Below are 16,393 nucleotides of genomic sequence, written 5' to 3'. Positions count from 1 at the left end.
GATTGGGCATGTCCCGCGGGGAGGAATGGGCATGTCCAGCGGTGGCCGGGCCCGCCCGATTATTCGGCCCGCAGCGCCGCGCCTAGAATCGTTAGGTGACTTACCAAGCAGCAACAGGCGATCTCCTGCCCGGTTCGGCGGCAGTGCCGRCCCACGCTGAGGAGCGCTCAGCCGTAATCGATCTCGACGCCATCCGGCACAACGTCCGCCGCATCGCAGCGGTGGCCTCACCCGCGCAGGTCATGGCCGTGGTCAAGGCCGACGCCTACGGGCACGGCGCCGTCCACGTGGCCCGCGCGGCCCTCGGCGCGGGGGCCAGCTGGCTTGGCGTCGCCCACATCTCCGAGGCCCTCGCCCTGCGCGCCGCCGGGATTGAGGCGCCGCTGCTGGCCTGGCTGCACACCCCGGACAGCAACTTCGCCGCCGCAGTGGCCGCAGGAATCGACATCGGCTGCTCGGGCTGGGAACTGGACCGGATCGTGGCCGCGGCCCGCGAGCAGGAACGGCCCGCCCGCGTCCACCTGAAGGTCGACACCGGGCTCGGCCGCAACGGCGCCACCCTCGATGCCTGGGACAGCCTGGTCGGCGAAGCCATGGAACACCAGGACCAGGGCCTGCTCCGGGTCGTGGGGATCTTCTCCCACCTGGCCGTCGCCGACGAACCCGAACGGCCCGAAACCGACGAGCAGCTCGCCGCGTTCCGCCAGGTCCTCGCCGTCGCCCAGGACGCCGGCGTGGACCCCGAGGTCCGCCACCTCGCCAACACCCCGGCCACCCTCTCCCGGCCGGACACCCACTTTGACCTGGTCCGCGTGGGGCTGGGCCTGTACGGGCTGTCACCCTTCGAAGGGCAAAGCCCGGCCGAGCTCGGGCTGCGCCCGGCCATGACGGTCCGCACGGTGGTCTCGCACTGCAAGGACGTGCCCGCCGGGCAGGGCGTTTCCTACGGGCTGAAGTACCGCACGGACGGCGTCAGCACCCTCGGGCTCATCCCGCTGGGCTACGCCGACGGCGTGCCGCGCATCGCCACGGGTGGCCCCGTCCGGGTCGAGGGCGTGAACTATCCGGTAGTGGGCCGCATTGCGATGGACCAGATGGTGATCGACCTCGGACCCCGCCACGTGGCGGCTGGAGGCCCGAGCATCCTCGGCGCCGAGGCAGTGCTGTTTGGCGACGGCGCCGACGGCGGACCCACAGCCGATGACTGGGCCAAGGCCGCCGGTACCAACAACTACGAGATCGTCACCAGGATCAGCCCCCGCGTGCCGCGCCGCTACCTGAACGAAGAGCCCTCCACCGGCGAAGAGCGGCCGTGAGCGCGCCCGCGTGGGAACGGAGCCTTGAGGTCCACACGGCGGCGCAGACGCATGCGCTCGCCGCGGCCCTCGGCGCCGTGCTGGAAACCGGCGATCTGCTGGTCCTGACCGGCGAACTGGGTGCCGGCAAGACCACGTTCACGCAGGGGCTGGGGGAGGGCCTGGGAGTGCGGGCCGGCATCATCTCGCCGACCTTTGTCCTGGTGCGCATCCACCCCAACCTGCCCGGAGGACCCCGGCCGGGCGGACCGGACCTGGTGCATGTGGACGCCTACCGGCTGGAGTCGGCCGCTGAAATCGACGACATCGATCTTGAAAACACCATGGACAGCGCCGTGACGGTGGTCGAGTGGGGCCGCGGCCGGGTTGAGCACCTCAGCGACAGCCGGCTGGAGGTCGAACTCCACCGCACCCTCGGAGGCGCCGCCGCTTCCGCCGAAACCCCCGAAACCCCAGCCGAAACCGGCGCCAGTCCCGTTCTGGATTTCGACACGGACGACGACGACGAACCGCGGACCGTCGTGATCCGCGGCTTCGGCCCGCGCTGGGCCGAAGCGCCGACGCTGCCCGGGACCACGCCCCAGACCCCGGAACGGAATCCCTGATGCTGATCCTCGCCATCGACACCTCAGCTGTCGCCAGCGCCGCCCTGGTCTCCGATGATGCGCCGGAATCCGTGCTCGCCAGCTTCGCCACCGAGGACACGCGCACCCACGCGGAGGTCCTGGCCCCGGGGATCGACGGGCTCCTGGCTGAGGCCGGAGTCAGCGGGCACGACGTCGACGCTATCGTCACCGGCGTCGGCCCCGGCCCGTTCACGGGGCTGCGCTCCGGGATCGTCACGGCCCGCACCCTCGCTTTTGTCTGGGGCAAGCCGCTGTACGGCGTCATGAGCCTGGACGCGATCGCCCTGGAAGTAGCCGAATCCACCGACTCGGCAGCGGAGTTCATTGTCGCCACCGATGCGCGCCGCAAGGAAGTGTACTGGGCCCGGTACACCCTCTCCGATGCCCAGCTGCCGCATCTGGAGGACGGCCCGCACGTGGGATTCGCCGCGGACCTGCCGGATCTGCCCGTCTACGGTGCCGGGGCAGGAATCTACTCCGACGCCGTCAAGGCGGTCGCGGAATTCAGCACCCGCCAGCCGGAGGCCCTCTCGCTCGGCCAGTTCGCACTCGCCCGGCTCTCCGCGGGGGAACAGCTCCTGGACTCCACCCCCCTGTACCTGCGCGAATCCGACGCCCAGGTGCCCGGACCCCGGAAGCGTGCCCTGTGAGCGCGGAGCGAGCCGTCCGGCTGCCCGGCGGGGTCACCCTGCGGGACATGGACGCCGCGGACGTCCCCGCCATCCACGCCCTGGAACTCCGGCTCTTTCCCGTGGATGCCTGGCCGCTGCAGATGTTCCACGACGAGCTGGCGCAGGTGGATACCCGCCGCTACCTCGTGGCGGAAGTCCACGGCGGGATCGTGGGCTATGCCGGGCTCATGTGCATCGAACCGATCTCGGACGTCCAGACCATCGCCGTGGTGCCGGAGCAGGAAGGCAAGGGCATCGGCTCTGCCCTGCTCACCGAGCTGATCGCGGAAAGCCGGCGCCGGCACGCCCAGGACGTGCTGCTCGAGGTCAGGGCGGACAACCCCCGGGCCCAGCAGCTCTACCTGCGCTTCGGCTTCGAACAGATCCACGTCCGGCCCCGCTACTACCGCGACGGCGTCGACGCCCTGATCATGCGGCTCCAGCTGCCCCGTGAACCGCTCAGCCCCCAGCCAACGGAAGCAGGCCGACCATGAACCGCACCCAGCCGCTCGTGCTCGGCATTGAGTCCTCGTGCGACGAAACCGGTGTCGGCATCGTCCGGGGGACCACCCTGCTGACGAACACCGTCTCGTCCTCCATGGACGAACACGTCCGCTTCGGCGGCGTGATCCCCGAGATCGCCTCCCGCGCCCACCTCGACGCGTTCGTCCCCACCCTCGAGGAGGCCCTCGCGGAGGCGGGAGTGACGCTCGCGGACATCGACGCGATCGCCGTCACCTCAGGGCCGGGCCTGGCAGGTGCCCTCATGGTGGGGGTATGCGCGGCCAAGGCGCTCGCCGTCGCCACCGGCAAACCGCTCTACGCCATCAACCACCTGGTGGCGCATGTCGGCGTCGGGCTCCTGCAGCAGGGCGCCGGCGCGCCGTCGCCGCAAACAACGCCGCACGCCCTGCCGGAGAATATGGGCGCGCTCCTGGTCTCCGGCGGCCACACCGAGATCCTGCGGATCCGGAGCATCACGGACGACGTCGAGCTGCTGGGCTCCACGATCGATGACGCCGCCGGCGAAGCGTATGACAAGGTGGCACGGCTCCTGGGCCTGGGCTACCCGGGCGGCCCGGCCATCGACAAGCTCGCGCGCACGGGCAACGCCAAAGCCATCCGGTTCCCGCGCGGGCTCACACAGCCCAAGTACATGGGGACCGCCGAGGAACCCGGACCGCACCGCTACGACTGGTCCTTCAGCGGGCTCAAGACCGCCGTCGCCCGCTGCGTGGAGCAGTTCGAGGCCCGTGGCGAGGACGTGCCCGTGGCAGACATCGCCGCGGCCTTCCAGGAAGCCGTGGTGGATGTCATCACCGCCAAGGCGGTGCTCGCCTGCCGCGAAAACGGCATCACGGAGGTCCTCCTGGGTGGCGGGGTCGCCGCCAACTCGCGGCTGCGCCAGCTCACCGAACAACGCTGCAGTGCGGCCGGCATCCGGCTGACGGTGCCGCCGTTGCCGCTGTGCACGGACAACGGCGCCATGGTGGCCGCGCTCGGGGCGCAACTGGTGATGGCCGGCGTGCAACCGAGCGGGATCGGCTTTGCCCCGGATTCCTCAATGCCGGTCACGACCGTCTCCGCCTGAGGCCACAGCCTGAGGCTTCGTCCGCGTGAAGCTAGGACGGCCTGGGGCTCCGGCCGCCTGCGTGGTGGCTGTTGGGCGCCGGAGCTAGGCGTCCGGGCCCTGGCGCATCTGCTTGACCAGGTCCAGGACGACGGCGCGCAGGTCCCCGCCGTGCTCGGCGGCGACCCGGCGCTGCCGCTGGTAGCCGGCGCCGCGCTCGATGATCTTCTCGACGTCGGCCAGTTCGGCGCTGCAGCCCAGCTTCGCCGCCACCGGCTCAAGCCGCTTGAGCGTCTCGCGCAGGTGCTCCGTTACGAGCTGCTCGTTGCCGTCGGCGTCGAGGATGATGATCGCGTCCAGGCCATACCGGGCCGCGCGCCACTTGTTTTCCTGCACGTGCCACGGGGGCATCGTGGGAATGGTGCCGCCGTTTTCCAGCGTGGTGGAAAATTCGTCGACGAGGCACTGCGTTAGTGCCGCGATCGCCCCGACGTCCTCGAGGGTCGCCAGGCCGTCGCAAATGCGCATCTCGATGGTGCCAAGCGCCGGAACGGGGCGGATGTCCCACCGGATCTCGGAGAGCGTGTCAATCACGCCGGTGGTGAACATGTCCTGGACGTAGGACTCGTAGTCCTCCCAGCTGGCGAACTGGAACGGCAGCCCGGCGGTGGGCAGCTGCTGGAACATGAGGGCGCGGTGCGAGGCGTATCCGGTGTCCTCGCCGCCCCAAAACGGGCTGGACGCGGAGAGCGCCTGGAAATGCGGGAAGTAATTGACCAGGCCGTCCAGCACCGGAAGGACCTTGTCCCGGCTGTCCAGTCCGACGTGCACATGGACGCCGTAAATGACCATCTGCCGGCCCCACCACTGGGTCCGGTCAATGAGCTTGGCGTAGCGTGCCTTGTCCGTGACGGGCTGCAGCTGGGGCGGGCTGAAGGGGTGACTCCCGGCGCAAAAGATCTCCACGCCCATCGGATCGGTCACGTCCCGGACAGCCGCGAGCGAGCTGCTCAGGTCCGCCTTGGCCTCCGCGACGGTGGTGCAGATGCCGGTGACGAGCTCCACGGTGTTCAGCAGCAGCTCCTGCTTGATGTGCGGGTGCTCGTCGTCCTCATTGAGTTCGGGATGCCGGGCCGCGACGCCGCGCAGCACCTGGTTCGCCACGGAGGCCAGCTCACCGGTCTCGGCGTCGACGAGCGCCAGCTCCCATTCCACGCCAAGAGTCGACTGCCTTGATGAAGCGAACTCGATCTTCATGTGGTCCCTTCACTGTTCTGCTGTCGCTGGCCGTGGTCCTGGCGGGGAAATGCGCTGGCAAACATCCTCGGACATGCCTCTGGACATGGCACCGGCGGTGTCACGTGCAATTTCCCACACACCAGTGCGCCGGCCGGGCGGCCGGCAGGGCTACGGGTGGTCCAAGTCTAGTGCAGGGGCGGCCCCGGGACGGTGTCAAAGTTGCCGCTGGTGCGTGAGTGTATTCACAACATCGCTGGTCAGCGACGGCGCGCGCGGTTGCGCGTTGGGCTGCGGGTAGCCGGAGCGATCCTGGCGTTTAATGGAGCTGTGCCCATTCTGAACAAAGACATGACCCTGTGTATCTCGCTCTCGGCCCGGCCCAGCAACAACGGGACGCGCTTCCACAACCACCTGTACGAACAGCTGGGCCTGAACTGGATCTACAAGGCCTTTGCCCCCACCGACCTCGCCCAGGCGATCGCCGGGGTGCGCGGCCTCGGCATCCGCGGCTGCGCCGTGTCCATGCCTTACAAGGAGGACGTGATCGCCCTCGTTGACGTCATGGACCCGTCGGCGAAGGCCATCGACTCGGTCAACACCATCGTCAACGACGGAGGCCGGCTCACGGCGTACAACACCGACTACACCGCAATTGAGCAGCTCCTGCAGAGCAATGCAGTCCCCACGGACTACTCGGTGCTGGTCCTGGGCGCCGGCGGCATGGCTAAGGCCACCGTGGCCGCGCTGCGGGATGCCGGGTTCAAGGACGTGACCGTCGTGGCCCGCAACGAGGGCCCCGGCCGCGCCCTGGCCGAACAGTACGGCTTCGCCTGGCGCCCGGACCTTGGTTCTGCGGCGTCCGGTACCGGCACGGCGGACATGCTCATCAACGTCACCCCCATCGGGATGGCCGGAGGCCCGGACGCCGCCGCGCTGCCGTTCCCGCAGGAGGCCATCGACGCCGCCAAGGTAGTCTTCGACGTCGTCGCGCTCCCGGCCGAGACACCGCTGATCAAGGCTGGCCGCGCGGTCGGCAAGACCGTGATCACCGGAGCCGAGGTCGCCACGATCCAGGCGCTCGAGCAGTTCGTGCTGTACACCGGCGTCCGGCCGACCGACGAGCAAATCCGGGCAGCCGAGGACTTCACGCGGGCCCAGTAGCCATCTGGCCCACTAGCCCTGTAGCCCAGTTGCCCGGCCGCTTCGCTGAGATCCGGCGGCGGGGCACTGCGCCGGTGGGATCCCGCTGGCGGGGTCCCGCTGGCGGGCTAGACGGGCTCCACCGAGACGGCCACCCGGTCCTCGCCGATCCTGGTGAGGACCAGGGTGGCTGCTTTCTTGTCCTTGTGCTTTGCGCTGCCGCCGGGCAGGAGTTGCTTGCGCAGTTCTTCGGGCGTGACAGCCATACCGCGCTTCTTGATGTCCAGGACTCCGATGCCTTGATCCTTGACCCAGGCCTTGAGTGCCTTGACGTTGAACGGCATCACCTCCAGGACCCTGTAGGCCTTGGCGAACGGGGTGTCATGCAGCCCCGGGGCGCAGATGTAGGCGATGTGCTCGTCCACGAGGTGCCCGCCCAGCTGGAGGGCGACGTCGGCCACCAGGCCGGCGCGGATCACCGCGCCGTCGGGCTCGTACAGGTACCCCTCCACGGGTCCCACGGGCGCCACCGGGCCGGCACCGAAGTCCTCGCCGCTGGTGAGTTCAGCGGAACCAAGGGGCCCGAGCACGAGGGCCGCGCGCCGCACCCCGGGACGCCGCACCGCGTTGAACCACAGGGCCACCTCGGTCACGTCCCCGCCCACGGAGACCCACTGCGCCTCGCAGCCGGCCGGCACGGAATCGTGCGGCATGCCCGGTCCCATCTTCACGCCGACGGCGCGGCCGGAGCCGGCGAGTGACTCCACGAAGGACAGCGGCGGGGAGAAATCCTCCGGATCCCAGATCCGTTTGGTACCCGAGGTGGACGTCGTGCGCCGGGCCGGGTCGAGCCAGACGCCGTCGACCCCCTCGAGCGACACCGACGTGGCATCGGAATGGACCACCGTGGCATTGCGGAACGGGATCAGGTTCATCGTGGCGCAGGCGGCTGTGGCCTCGTCCATTTCCACGGCGGTGACCACCAGGTCCAGGGATGCCAGGGCCATGGAGTCCGCCCCGAGCCCGCAGCCGAGATCCGCGACGTGGCCGATCCCGGCCTCCGCGAACCGCTGCGCGTGCCGTGCCGCCACCGTGAGCCGGGTGGCCTGTTCCAGGCCGGCCTTGGTGAAAATCATCTGCCGGGCGAATTCGCCGAATTTGGCCTCGGCCTTGGTCCGCAGCCGGGACTGGGTGAGCAYGGCCGAGACCAGCTCGGGGGAGTGGCCGGCCTTGCGCAGCGACGCCGTGAGGCGGAAGGCCTCGTCCTCGCGGTACGGGCCCAACGACGCCAGCAGCTCCCAGCCCTCGGGGGTGAGGATCGGGGCAATATGTTCCTGCGGTGCGTCAGTCATGCCATCCAGCGTAGTTGAGGTCCGCGGGCGCGCTGTGACCGGACGGCGGGGGCTAGGCTTGATGGCATGGAAGACAGCGGCACAGGCGACAGCATCTCAGCGGACACGGCCGGGCAGGACACGGTCGGCAACGACGACGCCGGGCAGGAGCGCCGGCGCCCGCAGGGACTGGCCCGCTACGCAAAACCGGCGCTGATCGCCGGAGCGGTGATCGCAGTCGTGTCCGTCGCACTTTTGGTGATTATCTTCTTCCTCGATTCCTTCAACGCCACCGTGTATTCCGTCGGCGGCAAGAACGTCCAGGACGCCACGGACGAGGCCAGGGCCATCCGCGAGACCTATGCCGCGGCCCGGCTCGGCGGCATCATCTTCCTCATCGCCGGCATTCTGCTGGCCGCCGCCGGCGCCGTGCTGATGTTCCGGCACCGGAATGACGAGGGCCAGAACACGGACGAAGACGACGGCGAGGACGTGGACTTCGACGACCTCGCAGACCAGTAGCCAGCCAGTAGGCGCGCGAATGGGCGGGCTAATGGGCAGGCGCCCGCACCGCCAGGCAGTGCCAACGGCCACGGGCCACGGGACATGCCCAGCCTCCTGCGCCGCGAATGGACATGTCCTCCCCGGTAGCCCGCACCCGTTGGGTATGTCCACCGCTGAGCTTCAAGAGTGGGCATTTCCTCCCGGGTAGCCGACGCTCGTTGGGCATGTCCATCGCTCAGCAGGGGCACAGAGCATGAGGCCCAAGTGTCCTATGGCCGCAACGAAGAATGGGCATGGCCCTCTGGCCCGCCCGCCGTCGTTGGGCATGTCCATCGCTCAGCAGGGGCACAGAGCATGATGCCCAAGTGTCCTCTGGCCGCAACGAAGAATGGGCATGTCCTCCCGGGCAGCCCACGCACGTTGGATATTTCCGCTCCGGCGGCCCGTATCCGTTGGGCATGTCCATCGCTCAGCGCGGGCAGTGAGCATGAGGCCCAAGTGTCCTCTGGCCGCAGCAAAAAATGGGCATGTCCCACGGGGGGAAATGTTCACCCGGAACGAATTTCTGGCACTCGCCTTGACCGAGTGCTAACCATTTACATAGAGTCGTCATTAGCACTCTCCCTAGGAGGGTGCTAACACATGAAGCGCGATCCGCCAGGCACGCTGCCGGCACCGCGACGACGGTCTGTGCGCCTTGGCATCACCGCTTCATAGTCCACGAATTTGCTGACGAAAAGGAGAGGTCCGAGTGTCGGTCTCTATTAAGCCTCTTGAGGATCGTATTGTTGTCCGCCCGCTCGAAGCCGAGCAGACCACGGCTTCCGGCCTGGTTATCCCGGACTCCGCGCAGGAGAAGCCGCAGGAAGGCGAAGTTGTTGCAGTAGGCCCCGGCCGCTTCGATGACAACGGCAACCGCGTTCCCGTTGACGTTGCCGTCGGCGACGTCGTCATCTACTCCAAGTACGGCGGAACCGAAGTCAAGACCGGCGGCACCGAGTACCTCGTACTCTCCGCCCGCGACGTTCTGGCGATCGTCGTAAAGTAACTCTCTTGGACCCCCGCGCAGCCGATCCTTCGCAATGAACGGATCAGTTGCGCGGGGTTCTGTCTTGAAAGGACAAAACCATGGCAAAGCAGCTTGCGTTTAACGACGCTGCCCGCCGGTCGCTTGAAGCCGGCATCGATAAGCTCGCCAACACCGTCAAGGTCACGCTGGGCCCGCGCGGCCGCAACGTCGTACTGGACAAGAAGTGGGGCGCCCCCACGATCACCAACGATGGTGTGACCATCGCCCGTGAAGTCGAGCTGGACGACCCCTACGAGAACCTTGGCGCGCAGCTTGCCAAGGAGGTCGCCACCAAGACCAACGATGTTGCCGGCGACGGCACCACCACCGCCACCGTTCTGGCCCAGGCCCTGGTCAAGGAAGGCCTGCGCAACGTAGCGGCAGGCGCCGCACCGGGCGAAATCAAGCGCGGCATCGAGGTTTCGGTCGAGGCCGTTGCCGCCCGCCTGCTGGAGAACGCGCGCCCGGTTGAAGGCACGCAGGTTGCCAACGTGGCCGCAATCTCCGCCCAGAGCGACGAGGTCGGCGAGCTCCTGGCCGAGGCGTTCGGCAAGGTCGGCAAGGATGGTGTGATCACCATCGAGGAGTCCTCCACCACGCAGACCGAGCTGGTCCTGACCGAGGGCATGCAGTTCGACAAGGGCTACCTGTCCCCGTACTTCGTCACTGACGCGGAACGCCAGGAGGCCGTCCTCGAGGACGCCCTGATCCTGATCAACCAGGGCAAGATCTCCTCGGTGCAGGACTTCCTGCCGCTGCTGGAAAAGGCGCTGCAGAGCTCCAAGCCGCTCTTCATCATCGCCGAAGACGTCGAGGGCGAGGCCCTGTCCACGCTGATCGTCAACCGCATCCGCGGCACGCTGAACGTCGTCGCCGTCAAGGCGCCGGGCTTCGGTGACCGCCGCAAGGCCATGCTGCAGGACATCGCGACCCTCACCGGTGCGCAGGTTGTCTCCGCGGAGCTGGGCCTGAGCCTGGACACCGTTGGCCTTGAGGTGCTCGGCACCGCACGCCGCATCACGGTCACCAAGGACAACACCACGATCGTCGACGGCGCCGGTTCGGCCGAGGACGTCGCCGCCCGTGTTGCCCAGCTGCGCGCCGAGCTGACCCGCACCGATTCGGACTGGGACAAGGAAAAGCTGCAGGAACGCCTGGCCAAGCTGGCCGGCGGCATCGGCGTGATCAAGGTCGGCGCTGCCACCGAGGTTGAGCTGAAGGAAAAGAAGCACCGCATCGAGGACGCCGTGTCCTCCACCCGCGCTGCCCTCGAAGAGGGCATTGTGGCCGGCGGCGGCTCCGCCCTCATCCACGCGCTGAAGGCGCTCGACGAGGACCCCGCCGTTCAGGCCCTCGAAGGTGACGCGGCTGCCGCCGTCGGCATTGTCCGCCGCGCCCTGACCCAGCCGCTGCGCTGGATCGCCCAGAACGCCGGCTTCGACGGCTATGTCGTCGTTGCCAAGGTCGCCGAATCCGCCGTGAACCAGGGCTTCAACGCCAAGTCCGGCGAATACGAAGACCTGATCGCCGCCGGCGTGATCGACCCCGTGAAGGTGACGCGTGCGGCTCTGCGCAACGCGGCCTCCATCGCGGCGCTGGTCCTCACCACAGAAACCCTCGTGGTGGAGAAGCCGGCTGACGAAGACGAGCACGCAGGGCACAAGCACTAGGCTCTGCCCGCAGGGGGACGGTCCGGCATCTGCCGGGCCGTCCCTTTTTCTGTCGAGTCGCTGCTGCCGTTCTGCCGTGTTCGTGGCCGCAAGTTGCCGTGATTCTGGCAGAGTTAACCCGTCAGGTGCCGCTCTAGCGTCGCGGGTTCACTGGAAACTCCCACGTTGGCATGCCTCAATGGGGATCAGTGGCCGCCGTGGCGATTGGCCATCAAAATTACGTTTTGGTAACATGGAGGCTTTGGTTATCTGGTTGAGGGGTAGTTCTATGACACAGCAAGGAACCTTGCCCCGGCCTGCCCGGCAGAATGCCGCGGCGGGGCACGATCCCGCAGCCAAGTCCGGCCGAAAATCCACCTTCAGGCCCGAAATCCAGGGACTCCGGTCCCTCGCTGTGCTGATGGTCATGACCTATCACATCTGGCTGGGCCGGGTGTCCGGCGGCGTGGACGTTTTCCTGCTGATCTCGGCCTTCCTCATGACGCTGCAGTTCGTGGGCCGCTACGAGCAGGGCCGGTCCATGGCCCTCATCAAACACTGGCTGCACCTGTTCCGGCGCCTCGTCCCGGCCGCCGTCACCGTCCTGGTGGCCATCCTTGCCGCAACGGTCCTCTTCCTGCCCCGGACCCGGTGGATGGAAATCATCAACCAGGGCTGGGCCTCGCTGGGCTATGCCGAGAACTGGCTCCTGCAGACCCAGGCGACGAACTACTACGCCGCGGACCACAGCCAGGCCAGCCCCTTCCAGCATTTCTGGTCCCTTTCGATCCAGGGCCAGGTCTTTATCCTGTGGCCGCTCATTTTTGTGGGGGCCGCGGTCGCCGCCAAGCGCTTCAGGCTCCGCTACCGCGTGCTGCTGTGCTACATCTTCGCCGTGATCTTCGTTGTTTCGCTGCTCTACTCGATCGTCTTCACGCAGGCGAGCCAAACGGAGGCGTACTTCGACACCTGGGCCCGGCTGTGGGAGTTTGCCCTGGGCACGCTCGTGGCTTTGGCCCTTCCTGCCCTGCGGCTTCCGCGGGCCTGGCGGGTCGGGCTTGGCTGGCTGGGCATTGTCGCCATGCTCAGTTGTGGCCTCCTGCTCAACGTCCAGGCTTCCTTCCCCGGGTTCGTGGCGCTCTGGCCCACCCTGGCGGCCGCCTGTGTCATCGCAGCCGGGCAGTCAGGCAGCAAGCTGGGCGTCGACCGCATCCTGAGTTCCAAGCCCCTGGTCCGGCTGGGCGACATTTCGTATGCCCTGTACCTGTGGCACTGGCCGGTTCTGGTCATCGCCCTTGCCGTGATGCACAGGGAAAAGGCTGGTCTGATCACAGGCGCCGTCATCGTCACTGTTTCACTGGTGCTCGCCTACCTCACCACCCGCTTCATTGAGAAGCCCTGGCGTGAGTGGCAGTGGCCGGAGCTGCGGCGGCGCCGCGCCCTCGTGGCCATCGGCGTGGCCGTGGTCACCGCCGCCGTGCCGCTGACCGGGATTCAGATCCAGCAGCACCTTGAAAGCGAAGCAGTCCTGGCCCAAGCCCCGAAGAACAACCCGGGCGCCTTGGCGCTGACGCCGGGCTTTGTGGACCAGGCCGACGCGAACGCCGTCCTGCTCCCCACCCCGCAGACGCTGCCGCAGGACTGGGCCAGCCTCCCGAATTCTTGCTCCGGTGACCTGCAGCCGCAGGACCCGGTCCTTCAGAAGGACTGTTTCCAGAACAACCAATCCGACACCGGAGCGAAAAAGGTCCTCGTGATCGGGGATTCCCACGCACAGCAATGGCTGGGCTCGATTGCTCCCCTCAGCGATGAGAAGGGCTGGCGGCTCTACGCCATGCTCAAGGGTGCCTGCAAACCCAACATAACGCCGCAGCACGTCTCGGCGGATTGCGACAATTTCAATGCGGCCGTCGCGTCGGAAGTGAAGAACAACCCGCCGGACGCCATCATCATCGTGGGCACTGAGGCGGCGCCGTCGTCGCCACAGGAGACCGTGATCCCGGGCTTCGAAGCCACTGCGAAGGCTTGGACGGACGAGGGCATCAAGGTCGTGGCCCTCCGGGACAATCCACGCTTTACCTTCAACATGGCAGAGTGCGTAGCGACCAAGGGTGCCGACGCGCCGGACTGCAGGCCGCGCGAGCAGGGCCTCCTTGCGGCAACGAATCCCTTGGCCGCGCTGGAGGCCAAGCTGCCGGGCGTCGCGTTCGTTGACATGACTGACCTGATCTGCACCGGCACGGAATGCCCGGGCGCGGTCGGCAACACCTACGTCTACCTGGACAACAACCACCTCAGCCGGAGCTATGCGGCCAGCATGGCCCCCATGTTCAGCGAGAGGCTCCTCGCCGCGACCGGATGGGGCCCCTAAGCCTGACTGTCCCGGGGCCCCTAGGCCCGACGGTCCCCGGCCCCTAGGCCCCACGGCCCGGGGCCCCTAAGCCCGACGGCCCCGGAACTGCCGGCCGTCGCGGGCACCTGCGGCGCCCGTGGGTCAGTGCTGGGAGCGGTCCGCCCTGCGCCGCAGCTGGCGGGCGGTGTCCGGTGCCAGCCGCCTGGTCACCAGCCGGTAGAACAGCAGGACGCCGACGGCGGCCACGACGATTCCGACCAGGTTCAGGAAAAGCTGCAGGGCGGAGCCGGCTGCCTTCTGGTACTCGCCCAGGACCAGTGCCACGGCCACGAACCCGGCTGCCGGCACCGTGGTGACGGAGATGAACACCCCGATCAGCGCCGCCGAGCGCCGGCTGATGACCGACAGCATCCCGGCTGTCCCGGCGAGGACGGCGACGATCAGGGAATAGGGGCCGGGGTGGTAGATGAATTCAACTGCTGAACCGTGGTCCAGCGCGTCCGCGGGGAACAGCCCGAGTGGCACGGAGAGCCACGCGGTCAGCGCGGCGGCCAGCATCGCGACGGGAAAACCAACGCCGAGGGCCAGAGCCGCGTCACGGCCAAGCCGCCGCTGGCGCCGGACCAGGGCCACGGCCAGGGCAGCCAGCGGGCCGAACTCCGGGCCCACGGCCATGGCACCAACAATCGCAATGGTGGAGTCCGTCACGATGCCGATGGCCGCCAGCTGGGTCGCCAGGACCAGGAACGCCAGGAAACTCCACGTCAGGCGCGAATCCTCGCCGGTCTGCCGCGAGACCTCGTCCCAGATCACGGCGTCCGCGCCCTCACCTGGAGCCTCGGCCTCCGCCTTGTCGGCGCGGTCCGAGAGCACAAGGTCCGGTGCGATGACCGTAATCGATCCCCGCTGCTGGACATCGAGGGCGTGCAGCTTCTCCACGAGCCCCTCCACGGATTCCCGGGCCAGCAAGACCTCGATGACGTCCCCGGGCGGCGTGACGGAAGAGGCCTTCGCGAGCGCCACTTCCGAGACTCCGACGTGGTTTGTACAACTTTCGAGAACAACTCCGGACAATTCACCCGGAACACAAATGCGCACCTGCACGATCACTTGGCGGCCTCCTCAGACTCCTACCAGCCTAGCTTCCGCCCCGCGGCCGACGGCGCCGCCGGCCTCCTGGGGGCGCCGCCGGCCAGGCGGGTGAAGGACACCGCCGGGCCCGTGTGATTGGCCAAGAAAATTACGTTTCGGTAACATTGATGTTTTGGAAACCGGCCTGAAGGGATCTTTGTGTCGAACGAGCGAACCACCGTTACCCCGCCACGGGCGGATGCAGGTTCTCCGGCGACCCGAAAAACAAGCTACCGCCCCGAAGTCCAGGGCCTTCGCGCCCTCGCGGTCCTCATGGTGGTCACGTACCACGTGTGGCTGGGCCGGGTCTCCGGCGGCGTGGACATCTTCCTCCTCATTTCAGCCTTCCTGATGACACTTAGCTTCACGCGGAAAGTCGAAAGCGGCGCGCCGCTGCGGCTGCTCAGCCACTGGCTGCATCTGCTCAAGCGCCTGCTGCCCGCCGTCGTCGTGGTGGTTCTCGGCGTCCTCGCCGGAACCTGGGCCGTCCTGCCGCAAAGCCGCTGGCCCGACGTCCTTGAACAGGCCTGGGCCTCCCTGCTGTACCGGCAGAACTGGCTCCTGGCGGACAGCGCCGTGGACTACTACGCCCAGGACCATTCGGGCGCGAGCCCGCTCCAGCACTTCTGGTCACTCTCGATCCAGGGCCAGGTGTTCGTGCTCTGGCCGCTCGTTTTTGCCGGCACCGCACTTCTTTCCCGCCTGCTCCGCCGCCGGACCGGCCAGGACCACGTCCTGCTGCGTTACCGCTCCCTGCTGGCCGCGGCCTTCGGCGCCATCTTCGCCGTGTCCCTGGCCTACTCGATCCAGCAGACCGCAACGAACCAGGCCCACGCCTACTTCGATACCGGCGCTCGGCTCTGGGAGTTCGCGCTCGGCTCGCTCCTTGCCCTCGCCCTGCCGTACCTGAAACCGGGCACGGTCCTGCGCGTCGTRCTCGGCTGGGCCGGCCTCGTGGCCATGCTCTCCTGCGGGCTCCTGCTGACCGTGGACCGTTCGTTCCCCGGATTCATCGCGCTGTGGCCCACGCTGGCCGCCGCCGCGATCATCACCGCCGGTCAAAGCGGCAGCCGCTTCGGGGTTGACCGCTTCCTGACCTGGAAACCCCTGGTGGCGCTGGGGGATAACTCCTACGCGCTCTACCTCTGGCACTGGCCGCTGCTGGTCCTGGCCCTCGCCGGGGCGGGCATCACGGCGCCCAACCTGTTCCAGGGGCTGTGCATCGTTGCCGCGTCCCTCGTCCTGGCCGTGCTCACCACCCGCTTCGTCGAGAAGCCGCTGCGCGAATGGCACTGGCCCAAGCGCCGCGCCTGGCGGACCGCCGTCGTGATCGCCGCCTGTGGTGCCCTGCTGGCGGGTCCCGTCGCCGTGTGGCAGAGCCAGCTCCTGGCCGACGAAGCCGAGGCGGCGTCCCAGCCCAAGGAACTGACCCCCGGCGCGGCCGCCCTGGCACCGGAAAACGCCGGCAAGCCCACGCCGGAAGCCAAGATCATCCCCGCGCCGGCGGCGATGAAGAACGAGTGGGCGGACATCGACGGGCTGTGCACGGACGCCAACGTCCCCAGCGACCCCCTGCTTCAGGGGTGCCTGCAGAACAACAAGCCGGACAAGGTCACCAAACGGATCGTGGTGCTCGGTGACTCCCATGCCCAGCAGTACATGGCGGCGCTGGGCCCCATCGCGAAAAGCCACGGCTGGGAAGTTGTCACGCTCCTGAAGGGCAACTGCCGCTTCGGCGGGGAGTCCCCGGAGCGGGACGCGGACTGCAACGCCTTCAACCGGGCCAGCGCGCAG

At 68.0% G+C, this 16,393-nt stretch carries 14 protein-coding genes; 11 read left to right on the top strand and 3 right to left on the bottom strand.

Translation table 11 applies throughout. The features are described from left to right. The first annotated feature begins 95 nt into the window (after nucleotides 1-95). The 5 genes from alr to tsaD are packed head-to-tail and all read left to right on the top strand — an operon-like array spanning nucleotide 96 to nucleotide 4,204. Nucleotides 96-1,316, top strand: a complete 1,221-nt coding sequence (gene alr, locus AC1D1S_RS06170) for an alanine racemase (protein ID WP_476993975.1) — start codon at nucleotides 96-98, stop codon at nucleotides 1,314-1,316. Continuing rightward, nucleotides 1,313-1,921: a tRNA (adenosine(37)-N6)-threonylcarbamoyltransferase complex ATPase subunit type 1 TsaE gene (gene tsaE / locus AC1D1S_RS06165; protein WP_476993974.1), complete on the top strand. Its 609-nt coding sequence runs from the start codon at nucleotides 1,313-1,315 to the stop codon at nucleotides 1,919-1,921. Before alr ends, tsaE begins: the two co-directional genes overlap by 4 nt. Then, on the top strand, nucleotides 1,921-2,592 hold the full coding sequence (gene tsaB / locus AC1D1S_RS06160) for a tRNA (adenosine(37)-N6)-threonylcarbamoyltransferase complex dimerization subunit type 1 TsaB (RefSeq protein WP_028275754.1): 672 nt from the start codon (nucleotides 1,921-1,923) through the stop codon (nucleotides 2,590-2,592). Before tsaE ends, tsaB begins: the two co-directional genes overlap by 1 nt. A gap of 47 nt (nucleotides 2,593-2,639) precedes the next feature. Continuing rightward, nucleotides 2,640-3,107: a ribosomal protein S18-alanine N-acetyltransferase gene (rimI, locus tag AC1D1S_RS06155; protein WP_476945816.1), complete on the top strand. Its 468-nt coding sequence runs from the start codon at nucleotides 2,640-2,642 to the stop codon at nucleotides 3,105-3,107. Next, on the top strand, nucleotides 3,104-4,204 hold the full coding sequence (gene tsaD, locus AC1D1S_RS06150; protein WP_476945773.1) for a tRNA (adenosine(37)-N6)-threonylcarbamoyltransferase complex transferase subunit TsaD: 1,101 nt from the start codon (nucleotides 3,104-3,106) through the stop codon (nucleotides 4,202-4,204). Before rimI ends, tsaD begins: the two co-directional genes overlap by 4 nt. Before the next feature lie 84 nt (nucleotides 4,205-4,288). On the opposite strand, the gene AC1D1S_RS06145 is transcribed toward tsaD, so the two are convergent. Beyond that, a complete protein-coding gene (locus AC1D1S_RS06145) occupies nucleotides 4,289-5,440 on the bottom strand; it encodes a glutamate--cysteine ligase (protein ID WP_028275751.1) in 1,152 nt (383 codons plus the stop codon). A 309-nt stretch (nucleotides 5,441-5,749) separates the two neighbouring features. Between AC1D1S_RS06145 and AC1D1S_RS06140 the strand changes: the two genes are divergently transcribed. Beyond that, the gene (locus tag AC1D1S_RS06140) at nucleotides 5,750-6,583 is read left to right on the top strand and encodes a shikimate 5-dehydrogenase (RefSeq protein WP_476943771.1); all 834 of its coding nucleotides are present in this window, start codon (nucleotides 5,750-5,752) and stop codon (nucleotides 6,581-6,583) included. A gap of 107 nt (nucleotides 6,584-6,690) precedes the next feature. On the opposite strand, the gene AC1D1S_RS06135 is transcribed toward AC1D1S_RS06140, so the two are convergent. Then, nucleotides 6,691-7,914: a class I SAM-dependent methyltransferase gene (locus AC1D1S_RS06135; RefSeq protein ID WP_476993973.1), complete on the bottom strand. Its 1,224-nt coding sequence runs from the start codon at nucleotides 7,912-7,914 to the stop codon at nucleotides 6,691-6,693. A gap of 66 nt (nucleotides 7,915-7,980) precedes the next feature. On the opposite strand from AC1D1S_RS06135, the gene AC1D1S_RS06130 reads away from it, so the two are divergent. From AC1D1S_RS06130 to AC1D1S_RS06115, 4 genes are all read left to right on the top strand, one after another. After that, entirely contained in the window at nucleotides 7,981-8,415 is a 435-nt protein-coding gene (locus AC1D1S_RS06130) for a hypothetical protein (protein ID WP_028275748.1), read from the top strand. A gap of 733 nt (nucleotides 8,416-9,148) precedes the next feature. After that, nucleotides 9,149-9,445 carry a co-chaperone GroES gene (gene groES, locus AC1D1S_RS06125; protein ID WP_028275747.1) on the top strand — a complete coding sequence of 99 codons (297 nt, stop codon included), beginning with the start codon at nucleotides 9,149-9,151 and terminating at the stop codon, nucleotides 9,443-9,445. A gap of 80 nt (nucleotides 9,446-9,525) precedes the next feature. Then, nucleotides 9,526-11,136, top strand: a complete 1,611-nt coding sequence (gene groL, locus AC1D1S_RS06120) for a chaperonin GroEL (RefSeq protein ID WP_028275746.1) — start codon at nucleotides 9,526-9,528, stop codon at nucleotides 11,134-11,136. 268 nt (nucleotides 11,137-11,404) lie between these two features. Then, on the top strand, nucleotides 11,405-13,486 hold the full coding sequence (locus tag AC1D1S_RS06115) for an acyltransferase family protein (RefSeq protein ID WP_476944178.1): 2,082 nt from the start codon (nucleotides 11,405-11,407) through the stop codon (nucleotides 13,484-13,486). A gap of 123 nt (nucleotides 13,487-13,609) precedes the next feature. On the opposite strand, the gene AC1D1S_RS06110 is transcribed toward AC1D1S_RS06115, so the two are convergent. Next, nucleotides 13,610-14,491: a DUF389 domain-containing protein gene (locus AC1D1S_RS06110; protein ID WP_243181036.1), complete on the bottom strand. Its 882-nt coding sequence runs from the start codon at nucleotides 14,489-14,491 to the stop codon at nucleotides 13,610-13,612. A gap of 267 nt (nucleotides 14,492-14,758) precedes the next feature. Between AC1D1S_RS06110 and AC1D1S_RS06105 the strand changes: the two genes are divergently transcribed. Beyond that, on the top strand, nucleotides 14,759-16,393 hold a 1,635-nt coding region (locus AC1D1S_RS06105), incomplete at its 3' end, for an acyltransferase family protein (protein ID WP_476993972.1).

It is taken from the genome of Arthrobacter sp. P1_A5 (genome assembly GCF_056406825.1).
The sequence above is the reverse complement of the archived record's forward strand: the minus strand, read 5'-3'. Positions and strand labels throughout refer to the sequence as shown.